The organism is Citrobacter sp. Cpo032 (genome assembly GCF_030332975.1).
GTDB lineage: Bacteria > Pseudomonadota > Gammaproteobacteria > Enterobacterales > Enterobacteriaceae > Citrobacter > Citrobacter portucalensis.
The window spans coordinates 85,797-104,428 of record NZ_JAOWGU010000047.1 but is presented as its reverse complement, the minus strand read 5'-3'; the positions used below and the strand labels follow the sequence as shown (position 1 = coordinate 104,428).

General features: G+C 46.9%; 28 protein-coding genes and 5 pseudogenes. 2 read left to right on the top strand and 31 right to left on the bottom strand.

Features of this window, described 5'->3' with window-relative positions:
* Positions 1–202 precede the first annotated feature (202 nt).
* The 5 genes from OGY33_RS17000 to OGY33_RS16980 all read right to left on the bottom strand — a co-directional run bounded on the left by OGY33_RS17000 (position 203) and on the right by OGY33_RS16980 (position 3,339).
* Positions 203–484 carry a heavy-metal-associated domain-containing protein gene (locus OGY33_RS17000; protein ID WP_003833910.1) on the bottom strand — a complete coding sequence of 94 codons (282 nt, stop codon included), beginning with the start codon at positions 482–484 and terminating at the stop codon, positions 203–205.
* Positions 481–837: a mercuric transporter MerT family protein gene (locus OGY33_RS16995; protein ID WP_003833912.1), complete on the bottom strand. Its 357-nt coding sequence runs from the start codon at positions 835–837 to the stop codon at positions 481–483. Before OGY33_RS16995 ends, OGY33_RS17000 begins: the two co-directional genes overlap by 4 nt.
* A complete protein-coding gene (locus OGY33_RS16990; protein ID WP_191238390.1) occupies positions 815–1,957 on the bottom strand; it encodes a transglutaminase-like domain-containing protein in 1,143 nt (380 codons plus the stop codon). The genes OGY33_RS16995 and OGY33_RS16990 overlap by 23 nt, the downstream gene beginning before the upstream one ends.
* Before the next feature lie 208 nt (positions 1,958–2,165).
* Entirely contained in the window at positions 2,166–2,636 is a 471-nt protein-coding gene (locus OGY33_RS16985) for an SRPBCC family protein (protein WP_003833916.1), read from the bottom strand.
* A gap of 13 nt (positions 2,637–2,649) precedes the next feature.
* Positions 2,650–3,339, bottom strand: coding sequence for a LolA family protein (locus tag OGY33_RS16980; protein ID WP_191238389.1), 690 nt, complete (start codon positions 3,337–3,339; stop codon positions 2,650–2,652).
* A gap of 204 nt (positions 3,340–3,543) precedes the next feature.
* On the opposite strand from OGY33_RS16980, the gene OGY33_RS24485 reads away from it, so the two are divergent.
* Positions 3,544–3,888: a hypothetical protein gene (locus tag OGY33_RS24485; RefSeq protein WP_003833919.1), complete on the top strand. Its 345-nt coding sequence runs from the start codon at positions 3,544–3,546 to the stop codon at positions 3,886–3,888.
* Positions 3,889–5,157: 1,269 nt separating this feature from the next.
* Here OGY33_RS24485 and OGY33_RS16970 read toward each other — a convergent pair.
* The 25 genes and pseudogenes from OGY33_RS16970 to OGY33_RS16855 form a co-directional block, all read right to left on the bottom strand.
* Positions 5,158–6,300: a hypothetical protein gene (locus OGY33_RS16970; RefSeq protein ID WP_228356349.1), complete on the bottom strand. Its 1,143-nt coding sequence runs from the start codon at positions 6,298–6,300 to the stop codon at positions 5,158–5,160.
* 21 nt (positions 6,301–6,321) lie between these two features.
* Entirely contained in the window at positions 6,322–8,475 is a 2,154-nt protein-coding gene (locus tag OGY33_RS16965) for a tail fiber/spike domain-containing protein (RefSeq protein ID WP_262411171.1), read from the bottom strand.
* A gap of 122 nt (positions 8,476–8,597) precedes the next feature.
* Positions 8,598–8,798, bottom strand: a pseudogene (locus tag OGY33_RS16960) (hypothetical protein); the annotation flags it as partial.
* Between the two features lies 1 nt (position 8,799).
* Positions 8,800–9,039, bottom strand: a complete 240-nt coding sequence (locus tag OGY33_RS24605) for a phage tail assembly protein T (protein WP_418657851.1) — start codon at positions 9,037–9,039, stop codon at positions 8,800–8,802.
* Positions 9,040–9,065: 26 nt separating this feature from the next.
* The gene (locus OGY33_RS16955; RefSeq protein ID WP_191238384.1) at positions 9,066–9,443 is read right to left on the bottom strand and encodes a phage tail assembly chaperone family protein, TAC; all 378 of its coding nucleotides are present in this window, start codon (positions 9,441–9,443) and stop codon (positions 9,066–9,068) included.
* A 50-nt stretch (positions 9,444–9,493) separates the two neighbouring features.
* Entirely contained in the window at positions 9,494–9,991 is a 498-nt protein-coding gene (locus OGY33_RS16950; RefSeq protein ID WP_191238383.1) for a phage tail tube protein, read from the bottom strand.
* 52 nt (positions 9,992–10,043) lie between these two features.
* Positions 10,044–10,409 carry a DUF3168 domain-containing protein gene (locus OGY33_RS16945; protein ID WP_191238382.1) on the bottom strand — a complete coding sequence of 122 codons (366 nt, stop codon included), beginning with the start codon at positions 10,407–10,409 and terminating at the stop codon, positions 10,044–10,046.
* The gene (locus OGY33_RS16940) at positions 10,406–10,891 is read right to left on the bottom strand and encodes an HK97-gp10 family putative phage morphogenesis protein (RefSeq protein WP_191238381.1); all 486 of its coding nucleotides are present in this window, start codon (positions 10,889–10,891) and stop codon (positions 10,406–10,408) included. The genes OGY33_RS16945 and OGY33_RS16940 overlap by 4 nt, the downstream gene beginning before the upstream one ends.
* The gene (locus OGY33_RS16935) at positions 10,884–11,216 is read right to left on the bottom strand and encodes a phage head closure protein (RefSeq protein ID WP_094790184.1); all 333 of its coding nucleotides are present in this window, start codon (positions 11,214–11,216) and stop codon (positions 10,884–10,886) included. Before OGY33_RS16935 ends, OGY33_RS16940 begins: the two co-directional genes overlap by 8 nt.
* Before the next feature lie 2 nt (positions 11,217–11,218).
* Entirely contained in the window at positions 11,219–11,413 is a 195-nt protein-coding gene (locus OGY33_RS16930; RefSeq protein WP_191238380.1) for a hypothetical protein, read from the bottom strand.
* A 70-nt stretch (positions 11,414–11,483) separates the two neighbouring features.
* Positions 11,484–11,705 (bottom strand): annotated as a pseudogene (locus tag OGY33_RS16925) (head-tail connector protein); the annotation flags it as partial.
* A gap of 130 nt (positions 11,706–11,835) precedes the next feature.
* A pseudogene (locus OGY33_RS16920) lies at positions 11,836–12,309 on the bottom strand (glycosyltransferase family 2 protein); the annotation flags it as partial.
* A 174-nt stretch (positions 12,310–12,483) separates the two neighbouring features.
* A complete protein-coding gene (locus OGY33_RS16915) occupies positions 12,484–13,053 on the bottom strand; it encodes a hypothetical protein (RefSeq protein WP_181632029.1) in 570 nt (189 codons plus the stop codon).
* Positions 13,054–13,130: 77 nt separating this feature from the next.
* Positions 13,131–13,319 carry a hypothetical protein gene (locus OGY33_RS16910; RefSeq protein WP_022648762.1) on the bottom strand — a complete coding sequence of 63 codons (189 nt, stop codon included), beginning with the start codon at positions 13,317–13,319 and terminating at the stop codon, positions 13,131–13,133.
* Positions 13,320–13,327: 8 nt separating this feature from the next.
* Complete coding sequence (locus OGY33_RS16905) at positions 13,328–13,528, bottom strand: hypothetical protein (RefSeq protein ID WP_191238373.1); 201 nt, start codon at positions 13,526–13,528, stop codon at positions 13,328–13,330.
* A complete protein-coding gene (locus OGY33_RS16900) occupies positions 13,525–13,710 on the bottom strand; it encodes a hypothetical protein (protein WP_262411170.1) in 186 nt (61 codons plus the stop codon). Before OGY33_RS16900 ends, OGY33_RS16905 begins: the two co-directional genes overlap by 4 nt.
* Entirely contained in the window at positions 13,667–13,936 is a 270-nt protein-coding gene (locus tag OGY33_RS16895) for a hypothetical protein (RefSeq protein WP_191238372.1), read from the bottom strand. The genes OGY33_RS16900 and OGY33_RS16895 overlap by 44 nt, the downstream gene beginning before the upstream one ends.
* A 7-nt stretch (positions 13,937–13,943) precedes the next feature.
* Entirely contained in the window at positions 13,944–14,561 is a 618-nt protein-coding gene (locus OGY33_RS16890) for a glycoside hydrolase family 19 protein (RefSeq protein ID WP_191238371.1), read from the bottom strand.
* The gene (locus tag OGY33_RS16885; protein ID WP_008323297.1) at positions 14,561–14,842 is read right to left on the bottom strand and encodes a phage holin family protein; all 282 of its coding nucleotides are present in this window, start codon (positions 14,840–14,842) and stop codon (positions 14,561–14,563) included. Before OGY33_RS16885 ends, OGY33_RS16890 begins: the two co-directional genes overlap by 1 nt.
* Positions 14,829–15,224: a phage holin family protein gene (locus OGY33_RS16880; protein WP_008323296.1), complete on the bottom strand. Its 396-nt coding sequence runs from the start codon at positions 15,222–15,224 to the stop codon at positions 14,829–14,831. The genes OGY33_RS16885 and OGY33_RS16880 overlap by 14 nt, the downstream gene beginning before the upstream one ends.
* 98 nt (positions 15,225–15,322) lie before the next feature.
* On the bottom strand, positions 15,323–15,925 hold the full coding sequence (locus tag OGY33_RS16875; RefSeq protein WP_191238370.1) for a hypothetical protein: 603 nt from the start codon (positions 15,923–15,925) through the stop codon (positions 15,323–15,325).
* 106 nt (positions 15,926–16,031) lie between these two features.
* Entirely contained in the window at positions 16,032–16,610 is a 579-nt protein-coding gene (locus OGY33_RS16870) for a DUF1133 family protein (RefSeq protein WP_048216088.1), read from the bottom strand.
* Positions 16,611–16,623: 13 nt separating this feature from the next.
* Positions 16,624–16,977 (bottom strand): annotated as a pseudogene (locus tag OGY33_RS16865) (DUF968 domain-containing protein); the annotation flags it as partial.
* Positions 16,978–16,987: 10 nt separating this feature from the next.
* A pseudogene (locus OGY33_RS16860) lies at positions 16,988–17,740 on the bottom strand (hypothetical protein); the annotation flags it as partial.
* A complete protein-coding gene (locus OGY33_RS16855) occupies positions 17,697–17,855 on the bottom strand; it encodes a DUF4222 domain-containing protein (protein WP_239823337.1) in 159 nt (52 codons plus the stop codon). The gene OGY33_RS16855 and the pseudogene OGY33_RS16860, both read right to left, overlap by 44 nt.
* On the opposite strand from OGY33_RS16855, the gene OGY33_RS16850 reads away from it, so the two are divergent.
* Positions 17,799–17,966, top strand: coding sequence for a hypothetical protein (locus tag OGY33_RS16850; protein WP_227467236.1), 168 nt, complete (start codon positions 17,799–17,801; stop codon positions 17,964–17,966). The two genes, OGY33_RS16855 and OGY33_RS16850, sit on opposite strands and share 57 nt — an antisense overlap.
* 183 nt (positions 17,967–18,149) lie before the next feature.
* Here OGY33_RS16850 and OGY33_RS16845 read toward each other — a convergent pair whose 3' ends face one another.
* Positions 18,150–18,614: a YmfL family putative regulatory protein gene (locus tag OGY33_RS16845; RefSeq protein ID WP_032207800.1), complete on the bottom strand. Its 465-nt coding sequence runs from the start codon at positions 18,612–18,614 to the stop codon at positions 18,150–18,152.
* Positions 18,615–18,632 lie beyond the last annotated feature (18 nt).

Here is an 18,632-nt window from a genome sequence, read left to right as displayed (position 1 = left end):
TTCCTTAGTCAAAAAATCTTGCCTGTGATCATCCTACATGGCTGGAGGGATAACAGATAAAAATGGGCATATGCGGCATATAGCTGCCGCCTGTTCAGGTTAACAGGAAACGAGGGGAATTCCGGAAGTTAACGCACAAAAGAGAACACTAAGCCGCCGGGCATCATACCGGGAAAACACAATAAAACCACCCGTAGGTGGTTTACTGTTGTTCAATACGGTTGAGCGTTGCGGTATAGCCCGTTTTCGCTACCGCGTTAAGTAACGTATCGGTTGGGAAACCTTCTGGCACAATCGCTTCTGCTTGTCGGGTTTTTAGGGAGGATTTTGCTTTAATCACACCATCGGTTTCACGTAGCGCCTGATTGACCGAAATAACGCACAGCGAGCAGGTCATATTTTGTATATCCAGCACCACTTTTTGATTGGCCGCCTGAGCCCACAGCGGCAGCAACAAGCATGCAACTAATGTGAAGATTTTCATTCAAATACCTCATAAAACCAGGCAACGAGCGTTGGATAAAATAGCACCGGCAAAATCAACGCCAGCGCGCACCAGTAGAGAACGCGCGCTTGCTTCAACGTTAACCATCCGGAGCACCACAGCCGCCTGGAAAAATAGAGCCGCCAGAAGACGCGCAGTAATAAGCCCAATGACACCAGCATCAGGGGAATTCGCAAAAACTCAAACTGGGTGAAAACAGCAAAGCTCGCCGCCGAAATACCAAACAACAGATAGAGCAGCGGTCCAACGCAGCATAAGCCCGCGGTGACGGCAGCCGCAGCGGCCGTCAACAGGGTGAGTCCCGCCCCTTTAGCGTTGTTCTGTGGCGACATAGCTGTAGGAGAACGCTTTAGGATCGTAGAAATTGATCGGGTCGCCATCGGCTTCAGCGTAAGGATAGCCAAAGTTGTTCATGGCTCCCTGCTCCGTTGCCGGATACAGCTCGAAATCACGCCCGTAGTTAAATCCAACCCAGTTCATTTCCCAGTTACCAAACAGGTAAGTGTTTACCGCCTGGACATCGGCGTCCTGATGCGATTTTTTCTCTGCCAGACGCATTTTGGTCACATCAGCAGGATCGCACGGTAACCAGCCGTAACCGGCCAGATAGAATTCGGCGCGGCAATGTTGTCCGCCGCTCACATCGGCGACGCCTGCACTGTCTGCTTTGCCAAAAGCGCTTTTCGAGTAACGTTCGAGTTTATTGGCTTTGCCCAGACGGATGCCAAACAGTTCGCGCGCCGGAATGCCGCTGGCCCGTGCCAGAGCAACAAAAACGGAGCTCATGTCGGTGCATTTTCCTTTGAGCTTACCGCTTTTTAAGATCTCCGCCACATCCCCCGTGCCGCAGCCAATAACGTCATTATCGCGCTCCATATGGCTACTCACCCACTCGTAAATCAGGCGTGCTTTTTTCAGCGGATCCTGCTCATTACCGGTAATTTTACGCGCGGTTTCCAGAACCAGCCCATCAACTGGGGTATGTGTCGTCGGTAGCAGGTACGGTTTTACATCAAGCGGATAAATAATCTGCTCCGGCGCTTGCCAGGTTTTCAGCGCGTCCTGCTTCAGCGGCTCCCAGTCGGCGGTTTCAATGTCGATATCAACGTTAATCAACAGTTCGCCCTGCGAGTCAGGCCAGGTGGCAAACAGCGTTTTCGCGCCATAAGTATTATTAGTGGTAACGTACGCCTGCTTATAGTTTCCGCTAAAGGCAAGCGCCGTCATTTGTTGAAACGCGGTATCTACCGGAAGCGGGATCCACAGTTTTACCACGCCGCTCGATCCCTTAGGAGGGTTAAGTTTATACGTCTGGGATAACACAAAGCGCCGACGCGCGACTGGTGCAACGGATGGTTCAGCGGCGTGAACCGTCTGGCTAATAACCGCAGGACCGACTAAACCGGCGGCGGAAAGGAGAACGCTATTTTTGAGAAATTGTCGACGTTGCATTGCTGTCTGTCCATGTTGTAAGAGTTGGGCTACGGCTAAGAAGGCAAAAACCGTATGCGATCATCACAGCAGACAGACGCTGACATAAAAAGGTGAGCCGATGGAGGTTATTCATCAATAACAGACCTGTTAACTGTGAATGAAATAAGAAACTGCGCGACAGATAGTAAGCCATAGGCAGGCAAAAAGTACAGCCGTGAGAGCGAGTTCAGAATATATAAACATTCGTTGCCAGCTTACGGGCTAACCCTCTGGCCCCTTCGCGCATAACCATATCGTGATTCCAGCGAAATACAGGTGCCGCCAGCGGAGCCAGGTAATTCATCCAGCGGATCGTGGTACGCACATTCCAGTCATATCTGACGATGGTTTCTGCGCCACTGGCAGAAAAAGACCACACGCCTCGCCCTTCAACCGCCCCGCTGGCTTGCCCCTCAAGCAGCGAGCAGGGCAGAATATTCAACACGTTGATATCAAAGGTTAAGCGATAAGGAAGCGCTCCTTTCCAGGTATAACGATGCAGCGCCCCAATGCCCTGTATATCACCTTTTTTAATCTCAACGATGCGTTCCAGACTTTCCCACCATTCTGGCCACTGATCGGGATGAGAAAAAACATCCCATACCTCCTGAATTGAAGCCTCAACCCGCCAGACGGTGGAAAACCGATAGTTAGCCATAATACAGACTCCCTCAAGGCGAGAAGAAATTGGCGGGAAAACGGATGTTAATGACCATAGCATCCAGAAGCACGGTTTCTAATCGCTGCCCATCTGGCGCATAGCTGATCACTTTGGCAGGGAGTCCGTGATAATTATCCAGCCAGACGTCATAGCGGTGAACACCATCAACCGCCATTGTTCCAGGCCCAACCACAGATACGTGCGTCGTCGCCCGTCCTGCAAGATTTTCATTACCAACTGTGGTTGTTGTCCCTTCGCGTTGTAGATGACGAATATTGCCCAACAACACGCCGATATCAGAACGATTCACCCGATGACCGCGCTCATCCTGGATCAATGAATTAGTAGGCGACAGGTGCAAAATGGGCAACGAACCCACACCAAATGGCCATAACGTCACTTTACCGCTGACAGGATTAAAAATAAGCACCGCACCTGAATGCGGTTGGGTAAAATCCATCCGCACGTACCCAGGCTTTTGAAAGCTATAGCGAATAATTTTGCTTTCATCGGATGGCGACGAGGAGCGCATCATGACCTGATAAGACGTCAGGTTATTAAATGACTGTTGAGAAAACGCGATGGGATCCGTAGCCCTGGCATTCTGCGAAAAGATATCCCCTTCTTCCACCGAATATGCTGCACCACTAAGGGTGAGCAATGCTGCGAGCATAACTATCGGAAAAGATGAAATGCTCATAGCAGCCCCCTGAACCAGCATTGCCAGCAAAAAGAAGTAATCACCTGTTGGCTGTTTTTATTATAGTTCTTAACTGCGCGGCACTACTCTTCCGGACTTTTAAACACAGTATGGATAGCAGGTTTAAATTATTGGTTTTCTTTTCAGTTAAGATGACAACATAAAGCTATACTTTAATAGCCATGCTTTTTATAGGTATTAATCATGAAACTGCCATCGGTATTTTCATGCGCCGTTCTCATATTACTGCTGTTGGCGTCATCGTCTGCCACAGCCAGCGCGTTACAAAACCAGGCCGTCAGAGAGCAAGAGTTGAGCGCGGCACTTCGAGCTGGTAATGGTGTGTTCATCATTGGCGGGACGGGTGATTTCGCTTTCACGTTCAGGGCACGAAACCGAATCCACAGACAGCTGGCGATACAGGATGGCTTTGGCGATCCCATCCTGATGAATGGTTTCCAGGACCACAACTATAATCCCGCCCGCGATGGGTTTATCAACAACCCTGCCCGAGGGGGCTTTATGTTTAACGCGCCGATTCGGCGATAGATTGATTAGCAATAGTGAGTATATAGAGGGCAGTTTACGTTTCTGGCAGGTTGCTTGACGCAAGGTATCTATGCTTGTAAAAAACAGGCACAAAAAAACCACCCGTAGGTGGTTTCACGACACTGCTTATTGCTTTGATTATTCTGTTCTTTCCCATGGTACCCGGAGTGGGACTTGAACCCACACAGCGCGAACGCCGAGGGATTTTAAATCACGCGTGTTATCTATAATTATCAGATACATAGGTTTATTTTTCGCCATTAACTCATTAAATTTAGATCTGACTAATCAACTGGTTGTGACTATCAAAAAGCCACAATGGCGAAATTTTTTTAGAAGAAATCTGAACGTATAAATCTCTAAATTGTATGGCAACCATCATCTTTCGCTCGGTTGACAAAGAACGTCATTCTTCCCAAAACTTCAACTTATTACAGTGCAGAACCGTCTATCGCTTCACCATCATCGGAGAGAAGCGCCCTACCTATAAGTTTTGCAAACTGTGTATGGCCATCACATAGGATCAAAAGCACGTCACCTTGTCTCTTTGTACTCACTGGTTCGATTACTGTAAAATCTATGTCCGTTTCAAGAACGTGGCTATCAGCCCCCATCCTACAGATAACTGTCTGGCACAGGCGTATTCAATGTAGTATGTCGCAGATGAAGGAAAGCTCATGATGCACATCCGATGGATACTGTTTATTTACGCAGTATGTTTTAGCGATCAAGCGGCAAATACGAAGAAGTCAACCTAAATGCGCTTTGTGTTTGGATGGGTATGAATTTAGTTCATGCGGCTTTAGCTCTTGTCGAATGATGATGCAGAGCATGGTTGAACCAATTCTTTCATATCACGGAAGTCGATCTAATCTTCGCTTGGTGCTACACTTTATACCTTTATTCCAACGCGTTGGCGTTGGTCATGATAGCATCAAATGCTCGGACAAGCTAAAGGAAAGTGTAATGCTAAGGATACCATCTCTTTTTCTGATTTCTTTTATTTCGTTACCTGTAGGTGCGAATATAATTAATTTAAATTGTGGAAAAAATTCATTAATCATAGATACAAACAACACATCTGCCATTGAATTCAATGGCAATAGTGCTACTTTAATTCGTAGTTTTATTACCGAGTCGAGTTCTAAGGATTATCGGATTAACGGATCGGATTCATTTTTAACTTTAACAGAATCATTTTCTGGTGATTATAGTATCAACATACAATCACCAGACATGAAATCAAGGGTGGTAATGTCATGTTCTAAATCATGATTTACATTTGTTATTTTTGGAAATCACTAGAAATAGAGACATAGCGAGATAGAAAATGGCAAAGAATGGCAAGCTTATTTTCAATGATGAAATTAACAGCATAATCTTTGCCCTTTTGGAAAGATTAATTCTAATAATAAAAGCAATGAATGCAATTAATGAAATGATTCCAAAAGGAATCCCAAAGATGGTAAATAAATTACCAAAGATAGTCATATCATATAATGACTCATAAAATGATGGTGCTGATATTGATTTGCCAACAAATCCGTAACCATAGGTGTATATGTCAGGATTAGCCATAAAGTTAGTTATTGTATCTATTTTTACATTATTACTTCCATCTGCACCAGAAAGAAAAAGAGACACTCTTTCATTTATTCTGTCAATTAGAACCAAGTATGCTATGAAAGCAAATCCCACAACAGGAATTATCATTCTAACTCTGAGCATTCCTATCAAAAGAATACCAAAACATAAAAATGCACCAACAAAAGATAAAGTTAATAGCATAGACATGCATGATAATATAAATAGTGTGTCTGTTTTTTTATTTATGGCATATCTTAAAGAAATAAGCCATGCCGTAATTCCACAATACACACTAGGCTCAGCGGTCAATCCAGTAGGTCTAAATCCTACTCCACTCATCATATTTCTTGACGGTTCCCCGCCTATCATAGTCGAGTAATCTATAATTGTCCCATGCAGACTATAGAAGATAACCTGCAAAACCAGGCACGTCACATAAAGAACCAGAGCAGCACTTACAGCTTTAAATACTATATGCTCCATGATATTTACAGCAGCATGATATAACAACATGGCAGAAAATAACCAAATGCTTATTTTCAAAGATTGATATATCAGTATCTCTGTGTGCGTTGATATATTGACATGTATAAATGCACTTATAAAAATTACAGTTATTAACGAAATTACAAATATAACAGACTGGTAGCAAATCTTTGCGCCGCTATTTATGTACAGCAGAATGCAACAGAGTGGAAAAATGATAAGCTGAGCGCCATACACAGATAACGGTGAAGCTAAGTCGATTATAACACTAAATATAGCAACAAAAAGCAAAAAGGCGTTCATGTTAATAACCCAAAAAAAATTTGCAGTATTGTACATGTAACGCCATAACTATGCAATTTACGCATACATCAATAAGAACATAATAAGCTCATCATAGCGTATTCCGTGCCTTACTCCTGCTGGTTTAACTGTTACAACTTCTTCTAACGTTTCTGGATTAATGATTATTTCAGAAGACGCTTCCCATTCGTCCTTGCACCAGAATGCGTAATCCTCTGGTTTAAGTCCGTGCTTTGTCATGATAGAACCAACAGTTTGCGCACCAACACCGAAGTGGGCTCGTGCAGACTCTTCTCCCTTAAGCTCTATAGCGTCAGTAAACTTATAGCGAATAATATTCTTGCGAATTTCATTAGCCGCTTCCCTTTCCGCACTCTCGTTTGTTGCTGGGGTTTTTACCTTCAGTGTTTCATCAGATGTGCTTATTGTTCCCGTTGCAGCATAGACAACAGACCATCTATGTGATGTATAGCCTAATACGGTCGTATTGTCTGTATCAGGCATGAATCCATTGTATCCACCAATCTTAAGGTCGCCATTTGGGTTTCCGGATGATGTTTTACCATCATAGCTGGACAGGGTTGCACCTTTAGTACCGGTGGTAGTAGTCACTAAAATCCCGGCATTAGTAGCCCCAAGAATCTGAATTTCACTGTTATTGTTGCGTAAATCCTGTACTGGTGCCTCAACTACCGGAGAGGTAAATTTCCATTTTGTGTCGGAATAAAATTCAGCTGGCGACTCGTCGTCAGGCTGAATCATAAGCGCCCCTTTACCACTAGAACGCCTACGGCACCCAGTAATGTTTTTCTGGTCTGGGTCCATGTTTGAGCTAACAAGAACTCCGTCAAACTGGGATATGCTTTCGTAACTGTTAGCGCCTTGACGCTGTGCGCTCTCAGTTAGATATACCCATGACCAGTCAAAGTGGTTTTCATACGTCCCAACGTTAAGATCAATCTGATATGGACGCGTACACAACTCGCCAAAGAATCCACGGAAGTGAATATTACCAGCCACTGAAGTATCACTGCTCACAGTCTTCACTATACGCACTGCGCACGGAACGTCAGCTGGCCATGTGCCAGTAGTGATATTCTCTGAATGACCACCAAACACACGCAAGGTGTCGGTAGACTCAATCCAGAAAGAGCAGTTACCAGTGGCGTGGTGTGGGTTGTAGATATGAATGCGGGTATTATTATTATCTCCGCTTACACTACGTTCGAAATAAAACCCGCAGTCTACACGCTCAAAATTAGGATTCATAATTGAGTGGTAATACGAACCGCTATTACTACCACCAACTGTAGGCCCTGGTTTAAAATTAAGACCAATTTTGGTTCCCCGTGCTCGTGGGTTCTCCATTACACAGAATTGCTGTGATACGCGTACGGTAGTCTGAGATTCGTCTTCTGGCGCGATAGCGTAGGCGATAACGTCAGAGTAGTTGTCTGGGTTAATTACTACTGGATTTATGATGTGGCAGAAATCATGACTCATTCTTAAGCATGTGATGCCAGAAGCTCCTGCTACGATTGTTGTTCCGGTGAAATCAATATACCTTGTAGAGGTAACATCCTGTGTATAAGAGCCGTCGAACTTCATTACCAAGCTCTGTTGTATGCGGTATTTAGCCCCAACTCGCCCTGTTAATTTACCAAACGGCACCCCCTCCAACCACGACAATGCCGCCAGCATCGCGGAGGTATCATTAGTTACCCCGTCGCCAATGGCACCAAACTCTTCAAATGACTTTATTGTCGTAACCCGATGGGCAATCTGGTCAATTGTTGCACCATACTTTGTTAGATCAGATCTAAGAGAGGCATCACCAACTCCAACCCATGCGCCAGTGCCAACACCACCTGTTGAATCTGGTGTAGAACCGGCAGGGACTGTTTTAGGCAGAGAGCCATCCCAGCGGTAATACTCTCCATCCCCATCAGGTAATTCCCAACGCAACGCCTGATCTGCCCTCGTTAACGTAGTTCCTCCCTGAAATGAATCAATCAGTTCCCACCCCATAGACGCCAGCTTTTCCTGGTATCTTTTTTCCATTCCATGCCAAGTTAACCTGCTTTTCCCGAATCGGTCAGGCCACATCTCATTTTCAAGATCATTCGACAGATGATCAAAGTTCTGAGCGTTATCGTATAAATCTTTTGCAGCAGCAGACCCCAGCGGATTGCTGGTGTTATAAGTGGTCATATGGGCCTCATAAAAGAAACAACTCGCCTCGGCAGGTTGATTTGATATTGATTAAGCTACATTGCCTGGGTATGTGGCATTGTCGTACTGGTAGAATGAATCGCGGTATTCTTTGGCAGTTAACCGGCGACGCCGACACCGATAGCTGCCGCACTTGCCGCGGTAGCAAAACCAGTAAATGCTACCGCAGCTGCTTTTGCATCAGCCTGAACCTGTTTTCGCCATTTTTGTGATGCTCGTTCAGCCTGGCTTAGACCAGATACAAATCCACCAACCTTAGCTACTAGGTCAATGGTCAGCGTTCCGAGGGATTTACCAGCCATGCTATGTCCACTCCTGCATAGCCTGCTCCAGTGAAATGGAAGGCTCGTTAATGTGTGGTGTGAAGTCTGTTACTTTGAAGGAGGGGGAATCTTTTCCACGGTTGACGTTAGCCAGCACAGAAGAAATAAGGCCAGCGGCCCACTCAGTACGCATCATTCCGTTAAGGCTACCGTACTTTTGACGGTAAAGAACCCAGTCGCGATACTCTGTAACACTAACGCGTTCTTTTGCTTCAGCAATGGTACGACCACCTATCCCGTTGAGAACTAATTCACACCAGAATTCGTCTTCTGCGCTGAGTTCGCCTTTCCCAGGTCATTAACCTGCTGAATAGCGACAAGCAGAGCAACGGTAAGAGCACCATCAAGTGCGCCGCGCTCAGGGTCTGCTTCGCCAGTGATATCGGCGACAGTGAAAACAGGAGCGCCATTTTCATCACAGATTGATGCAGCGATACGCCCTGCAACACCATCAATCTTACCCACTGCTGAAAGAACATTTGATACCGCATCGTGATAGCACATTGGCCTGATATAAACGGTAGCTGTGATCTCTTTATCTCCCTGCTTCCAGGTTATTTCCTTCTCAACAGGACGACCAGTGAACGCCCCTACCTGTTTTAACGAATCCATATTCAGTTTCATTTCTTTCCTCTCAATTTGCGGGGTTTCCCCCGCTCATTAATGCCTGGTTATTAGCTAGTTGGTTGAGCCTTTGGAACCCAAACCCCCTGCCCTGAACGCTGAATAGTTGCTGAGGTTTGTACGACCGTATTAGCCTGGAAGTCGAACGGGAAATCAGAAACATAGCCCTGGAATACATACCAGGTACGCGTATCCGGTAGAGAAAGACCATCTACTGTATCTGGATCACCAGAAGTCGCTACCGTTGGTTCATCCGTTCCATCAGACCAGCCAATAGCGAAGGTCAGGTTTGTTTGATCGCTTGATTCGGCAAGATTGCTAAGCATGACATGACTGGCGTTTGCCGGGTCTGCGTTAAGAGCTACCGTAGCCTGACCAGGGGTTCGCAGACCTTTTTTGTAGGAACGAGTATTGGTTTCACTCAGACAGGTATCTTCAATCTGATCTGCCGGGCTACTACCTGGTGAGAACGAAGTAATACATTCAACTTCACTGACCACACCGTTATTCAGAACGTACATCTGAGTGCCTTGAGTCACTACTGACATAATTATCTCCGGGTATAAAAAAACCGGCTCAAGGCCGGTTATGGAAGGTTTGTTATCGGTTGACTATCCAGTCAACGTCGAAAGAATATCGATACCTGAACGTCTCAGGGTCTCGCGTCTGATTACCCAAGCGAACAATGTTTGCTTTTACCTCAATCGCATTACGCATGGCTTTAGCGACCGCAATAGCCTCATCAGGGGTATCGGCATAGATATCAACCTGAAGCGAATACATGTCCGCATCTGGTCGTTGGTTGAGGAAATTTTCAGGAGAGCCGCTGATGTTCTGCCAGACGGCGTATGGGTAAACAACGTTATCGTCCTGAATGCCGAAAGGGTAAATTCTTACCGGATTACTTCCGAGTAAAGCAGTGACTTCAGGACTCGACGCGCAAACAGGAAAAATAGGAGCAATCATGCCGTCTCTCCTTTCTTCTGTGCTCGTTTGATGGCTCGGTCAATCCCTACTTCGTAGTTAACAGAGAAGGTGTTGAAAACCTCTATCAGCCTGGAATTTGCAGCAGCACGAACGAGCGGTTTTGCTGCCATCTTTTCAGTGCCAAACTCAAGAAGACGCCAGTGAGGAGTGGGTGCATCTTTCGCAGTGCTTGGATGCTTTTTTAATACGGCTCCCTGAAGAATGCCTATCCTGAAGGCAAGATCACCGGTTTGTTTAAACATACGACCATTCCAGCGCAGCGCGGCGTTATCAGCAATGCTACGTGCGGTGTGAGGATCGTCGATCCGCTCTGCGTTTCTCTTTATCTGAGTTACGATAACGTTTCCCGCCTTCCTCAGTGCGGAGCGCCCTGTTTTGCGCTTAGTTTCCGTGGTAATGGCTTCTAACTTACCAAGCAGTGAATCTACACCTTCAAGCTTAAACTCAATGCTGTCAGCCATCCTTTACCCCCTCTGAGCACGGAAGCGTGAGATATTCAAGTCCACTATCAGGATCAGGAAGTATCCCCTCAATGCTGTAGATTTTGCCACGGAAAAGAATACGGTCTTTCTCCTGGATATCTTCCCGGTATCGGATAGTGATTCTGGCCGTTACTTTTACGTTTGATGCCTGGGCTGTAATGAAATCCCTGACCGAAGAGGCAACCACGCTACCCCACACCTCTGCAAGGTCATTCCAGGTGTATTCCATTGCACCAGTAGTAGGTGACTGGATAGCGGTTCTCCGCTGAATGGTGACGCGGTGGCGCAGTTTTGCAAATTCCACAATTACCTCGGCTTACCATCAAGATAGGTTTGCGGTGGCAACTCATCGTCAATTTCATCAACGAGCGTTTTTGCAATCAGAGATATCAGTGTTTCATCAGCCTGAGCCAGACGGTTTATCGCTTCTGCCTGTTTCAGTTGAGACGTTGCCATCGCTTTCAGTGCCGCCGTTAGTTCGTTTACCTGCTGCTCTTTCATAGGCAATCCTCGTCCACTTTTTAATCCACTCGCGCCGTCTGGCACATCCAGCGCATGCCATACATGCCCCTTAAATAATTGTCGGCTTACGGAGGTCGTAAATCAGCATTGATACAGAAAATGGAAGTTCCCCCTGTTTCAGCTTCTCTTCCTCTTCTCCGCCACGATTACGGTCAAGATAGCCAAGCAGAACCAACAGGGCTGTCTGAACGCGTGTAAGCGGCTCACCATCGATAAGCTTTCCAGAGTCATCAACAACCAACGACCTACTCCCCTGGATATAAGAAAGGATTTCCGACTAAAAGGATTCCACATCAGCCATTCTCCGCGTTAACTTTTTTCTTTTTCGGTCCACCAGCTTTTTTGCCAGTCACATATTCAGCTTTATGCAGCAGAACCAGTACCTTTGCGCACTGGTCATTCACAATTTTCTCATCACCTGGCAATGAGTCATGTGTACGCTGTAGGTACAGCACGGCCATATCATTAAGCTTTCTCGGCCCAGCAAGATCGAGAAACTGGTAAGCCAGGTGCGGCTCGGGAGATTCGATGTAGGGAAGATGCCAGTTATCGGCGATGGGCCACGCGTCATCATCCCACAGGAAGAGATGCTCACACCCGGCATCCACCAGTGCGGTCAGGCTGGCGTTCTTCGAAGCGACAATACCGCATGATTGGTCATGTCGAACCAGTTTTACATTAGCCGGTACAACAGCGGGAGGCTTTGAGCCATCGTCGATGACGACCACCAGCGCACCAGACGGAAGATGCTTCATGTGCTGCTCGATGGCACGCTTAAGAACATCAGGTCTGTTATGCGTAGTTATGGCGATCCCTACCGCTGAGTGTGAATTATTGACAGGTGCATACGGGACACCATCTATTGTGACCTGCATGTGCATTTCCTTTTAGACGTGAGCCTGTCGCACGGCAACGCCGCCCGAGAGGTAAACGCAACCTAACGGCATCACCCAGGCTCACTACTGAAAGACTCTCTTTGATGTGCGCGTGCGAAGCGCAATAAAAAAAGCCACCAAATTTGTTATGGTGGCCTTACGTTGAAGTCGGTCTCAGAGATGTTTAGATATAATCTCAGAAATTTTATTTTTAAACAAATTAGCGCTTTCAGTTAATTTCGATTGGATATCTAACAACTCAATTGCAACAGCGCTCTTTTCTCTTTTCCCCATTGCCGACTCAATGTAGGAATGAATTCCACATTGGTAATATTTAATCATTTGGCTTTTATGTTCTATTAGCTCAGGAAAGTAGGAGATAATGATAGTGTCTAACCGGTTTAGGTTATCGCCGGACTTATTATCTATTAATTGATTTTTTACACTATCAGATATTCCATGCTCATGCGTCATTACGACATCTAAAGTGGACGCGTTAACGACGCCCAAGAAAGCGTTCAGGAGGGAGGTAATCAACCCAATAGCCTCCTCCCCCTTCTCAATATAAATTTGTCGATTGGCTTTCCATTTTTCAAAATCATACTGTTCGCTACGTTGAAGTTTTGCAGCACGAATATTTTGAGTGTTGTTAATAAAAGCAAATATAGCCGCAATAACTGCACCAGATAAAGCAGCACTAGCTGCTATAATGGCACTTGCATTATCATTAAACCATTCACCCATCGGTAAATCTCCCTAATAGTGTAGGGAGAGTAATGTAGCATTATCACAGGCACTCAGTGAATGCCTGCTGTAATGCCTTAACCCAACTTAGCTCGCACCAGTGCATCTTTGGCTTCAAGCAGCTTGCGTAAGCCTGCTGACTTTTCCGCGCTGTCTGGCAGGGTTTCGTCCATCAGTGCCGCGAGGTCACCGATTGGCTTACTCACTTCTTGCAGGTGAGACGGGAGATGCTGATAAGCGAAATATTTCATGATTGGAGATGACATTTTTATCCTCAGTCCATATAAAAATCGTCATTAAGACGACGACGGTTAGAACTGCTGGCGTTGTGCGGGCAGGCGTTAGAATTGTGACCGGTGGTGCCGCAGTAGCTACAGCGCAGATTCACCCGGCGAGCATTGCCGCTCCATGTGTGCGGGCAATTCTCGCGGGTGTGTAAACCCGAACCGCAAAAGGTGCAGCGCGTGTAACTCATGGGCTCACCTTCTGGCAGTTCGCCTGCCATGCTTTGTTATGCGCCAGGATGTCTTTCTTCGTCTGGCGATCCATAACCTCAATGTCATGCTCGGTTAGGTAGATGATATTCACCCAGTCACAGGCCGTGTCCGTTACTTCAGGTTTTGCGGGTAAATTTTTCGCGCAACTCACGGTCAACATCGTCATCAGGAAGATGATTAACAGTCTGCTGTACATCCCTGGCTCCTTTTGTTGTGTCTACCCGGCGTTCTGCAACCGCTTCAGTAGCTGCTGCGCGTTCTTCAGTGCGTTGCTGGTCAGCTTTTGTCTCAGCGATGTTAGTACCGCGTGATTTACCCAGACCAAAAGCACCTGCAATTGCAGCCAGCACAGCAACAGCCAGGCCGATAATCATTTCAAGTCCCATAGCGACCTCATGCCAGTGCGGTTTTTGCTTTGGCGTAGCGTGCACGGCGGTCGTTAATGCCGTTCTGTCCACCATTGATGATCTGAGTGATGCGAACCAGATCGCCAGAGTAGCTCAGGCATCCGCTGGTGGCGTAGAACCATGCAGCTGACCGAGCTGCGTTGATATCCTTTTCCAGCAACTCAGGATTACTGACTAAATCCAGTTTTAATCCCGTTCCGCATCGGCGGTAATTATCAAGACCGGTAATCTGAATCAGGCCACGGCCACGATATTTCCACCCATCGCCTGATGCTTTGTTACCGAGTCGATTGCTGTACACCAGATTTGCAATGGCTGGCTGATTGGCTACCTGCCCTTTTTCTTTGTCACGCCCAAGCATATAGGCCTGGTAGTTCGTAATGCGGCGTCCAAAGGTGGTCAGCAAAGATGCGGGAGTGTAGTTGAAGCTCTCCACCAGCGCGGTAAATCCTGCTGATTCATGTCCTGCCTGAGCGATAAACATTGCCTGGTCTTCAGGCTTAACGATGCCGAACTCTTTCATCGCAGCATCAATATGTGGAAACCAGCGCGAAGCTAACCCGGCGCTTACACCAGCCGCCTGTTGAAATTGTGATTGGTTCATTAATGCCTCAGCGTATCAACGAGACGCGCCACGTTCCCACGAGCCCATAAAACGGCAGCGCAAATAAGAAGGTTTACGATGACCACCATCCAGTGTGACTCCTGGTAGAGGCCAAACAGATATCGGAATGGAACGCTGGCATAAACCAGCACAACGAAGTACGCCAGCAATGATATAGCGGGGCGATGTCTTGCCCCTTCACGCTGGTAGAACATCAGGACAAGGACGATGACCGCACAAATACCTGCATTCACCATCGCTGACGGATCACTTGTTACCATTGCTGGCCCCTCCTCCACGGAATCGCGAAAGAATACTGAACAGGCTTCCCAAATCCTGACTGTTGAAAAATGTGAGCACTTTGATTGTCATCGCAGCCACTACAACAGCACCAAGTGCGTCCAATGGTCTGTCACTGTACCCGGTAGCCTGTGACAACTTTGAACCAACCAGGCCAGCAGCAAGTACGCCAACAATGAATGACGTCATGAAGTAAGCAATCAATCGTACTCGTGTGATATTTGCCGCTGTCGCTACATAAAATACTGCACCAGCGAATGCGCCAAATACCACGCCATAATCAATACCGGTTGCAAGACCAAATACGCTGGCTCCCATCAGGCCACCAGCCGCGACCGTAGTGCCAGAAACAGGATCGGACATTAAGCCCCCTCTTATTGCTGTGAGTCCTCTCAGAACGAGGGGAAGAAAAAGGGCCGCTAAGTGCGACCCTTATAAAATAATAATTAGGTTAGGTATTCCTAGTCCCGCAGAAAATACTCATGACATTTATATAAAAAGTTGTTCACTGATGTTCTTAATTGGAGGTTGTCTCTATAGGTTGCTTTTGCCTCCAAAAATGGGGTTAAGGCATTCTGAGCATTACCCATAGCTTCCAGCAATTCATTCCCATCTTTATCTGGGACGATAAGTAAAGTAAGCAAATTTTTGTTTGATTCTGCTCTAAAGATATTTTCTCGAATATGATCGGGCATGGATTCTTTACTGACGTGGTAGATGCGCCTTTCCAATACATCTTTTACCCAAGCATTATAATCGGTCGAAAGGTAATTAATTGCCGTCACGTAGTTAGCTGCTGCCGCTCTGATCTCATTGTTAATCTTTTCTTTGGATTGCAGTGCGTGCTGCATTTTTGCGAGTTGATAGCTATTCCTTAGGGCCAGGTAAGAAATGATCCCGGGAATTGAGCCAGCAATGATTGCTCCAATGATGGCGTCCCACGCAAACGGCGTTTCAACCATAACCGCTGGAAGCTTGTCCAAGACAAGATGTGCAGTTTGAACAGATGATGTAAGCGCCTGTTCAATCTTTTCAATGGAGAACGGAATTCCTTGCCAAGCCATAAAACCCCCTGAAATTTATTGGGGGATGATAGCAAAAAACCCGCACGATGGCGGGTTCTTAAAGTTTGTTGCTCAGTTCGCTTTAACGTCCCGAGCTTAACACAATTTAAGCACTTTCCGCGCAACTATTCAAGTAAAATCTGTCGCTATTTGTGCCGAATGCGTCACACATTGGCTTGTACAGCATCGATTCTGCTACATTTAGCCAAACATCAATCCGGCTTTCACAGGTTCGCAAACACCATTCAGGATGCTTTTCATTTAGGTCTCTTGCCATCGCCTTTTTGCTCAGGCGCTTGATATAACGATCTTCAATAAGAGCGTATAACTTCTTATGCCCTGACTGCACAAGGACACCGCTGAGTACAGCGTTGATGGCCAGCGCTTCTTCATCGGTACAGAACGCCAGGCCGCTTTTATTATTACCTTCCTGAATCTCTTTGAAGAACGCTTCAAGTTCTGGTTTGCTGATACCCGCTTTCTTCATCCGGCGTAGTGCTTCGTTAATTGCCGTTTTGGTGATTTTCCCGGATGCAAGAAGCTGGTTAAACATGTTCCCACCACTACCACCGCCGATATAAGACCAGCGGCCCCACATGCGCAACTTACCCTGTATCCAGATGCTTTCCAGAGTACGAAGACGAACCATTTCACCAGATTTACCAACTTCAGAAGGATTAATCATTAGCGTTCTCCACTTACGCCAGTACGCCGATTGCCAGCGCACGATCTATAACCCGAAACACCAGGACCAGCTGGTCACCGTATTTCGCTTCAAATGCCACAGGATCAGCATGCAACTCGTCGTGATGCTCTCTGCACAGAGGAATCACAAACAGGTCGTGTGCCTTTGTACCCATTCCACCCTGCCCGTGGCCAATCAGGTGGTGGGGGTCGTCAGCTTGCTTGTTACAGCAGACGCACGGCTGGGCCTTAACCCATCTCGTGTATTTCTCATTTACCCAGCGACGACGCTTGGGTTTAAGCATGAAGGATTCCGGTGTCTCCGGATCTACCTTCATCGCCACTATCTTTTTCGCTTTCTCCTGTATCCTGAGTGCACATCAGACGAACCTCGTTAGCCCAGGAAACCCAATTAGGTTCTTTAGGGCGAACCAGTTCACCATCAGACTCAGCGGCTTGTTCGTACAGTCGGATAATCTTTCCCCAGATCCATTCCGCGCAGGTTAAATCTTCCTGAGTTCCCCATTGACGTTTTGCTGCACTGAAAACCACCGCTGTTGGATGACGAGACAGAAAATCATTTGGATTAACCAAAGCGTCCGGTTGCGAAGCTTCCGGACAAGAAGGGGTTTTATTCTCTGTAGTACTCTCTGTTGTATTCTCTGTAGGATCATCAGTGCATTTTGACCTGATGACATCGATTCGTTTTGACCTGATGGAGCGTGTCACTTTGACTTCTTCCATCGTGTCATTTTGACCTGATGGAACAGCGCATTTTGACCTCTTCGATTCGGTCACTTTGACTTCATCTAAAAGCTCGCTTTCATAGTTGATCGTGTAGAAGTTGGTCATGTCGCGTTGGGACTTGTTCAGTTGCTCAATTTTGAGCACACCGAGTGTCTTCAGGCGGGTGAAGGTACGCTTCAGGGTTGACTCAGACCAGAACGGGAACTGCTCCAGCCACTGTTCTGTCGTGTTGTAGATCCAGCGAACACCATCACTTTCCATGCCTGATTTGGTTTCTTGCAGCCAGTAATTAATCTGCTGCAAAGCAATCGCCTCATTCAGGCCAATGCTGTATGCAAGGTCAGGATTTATTACTATTGGCCGGGATGTCATTAACAGGCTCATTCTGATCCTCTATTTCCCTGAATTTACGCTGAAACTGTTCGAGAGGACTGAAGCACTCATGCTCGTATCCGTCGCGCAGGTATATAACCCGTTGAGTTTCTGGCTCCCACCGGATAACCCTGACTGGGACGCCGTAGCTGTCTTTGAACCGTCTGTTGAGTGCTCGCATTCGACCTTCTCCGCCTGGCCGTTGAAATCACCTACAACCCAATCGGCAAACTGGTAGCAGACAGGCTCAAAGCATCCGGATACCATTACCCCATACACGAACTGCGCCGGACCTTTTCCACCCGGCATAGGTCGAGCAATAAGTTGCGACCTGCGGTACTGTGTTGTTACACTGTTCATGCGTTAGTTTCTCCACTGAATACGACACGCCACGACGCCAGGAGCTGCACACTCGCTGGCGTCACTTCTTTTGACGGCGGCTGAATAAGGCCACAATCGCGCGGATTTCTTCTTCACGCGCTGCCAGATGACGGCGGTGATGTTCCTGAATCTCTTCGGCTTCATGCTTTTCAATCACTCCATCCTCAAGCGCCTTCTGGATAATCTGATCAACCTGCCCTCTTGCAGCTGCTGTGCGCATTGCACGGCTGAACAAGTCAACACGGTCCAGATCTTCCAGGCTTGGTACGTCCACCAGCAGTGCGCCGCGACGCTTAGCAAAGTAGTCAGCAACGAATGACGTATTGGAAATGTCCTCCATCGCTTCCAACTCGGTGACTTCAAAGAAACGGCAACCGTTTTTCTCGTAAAGGTTGTTGTTGAATTGGGTTTCTGACATGCCCAACGCACCAGCCATAGCCTGACGGCCTCCGGGATACGCTTTACACATCGCTTTCACCACTTCTTTCAGGGTTTGCTCTACCATCTTGTTTTTCCTTTGGTA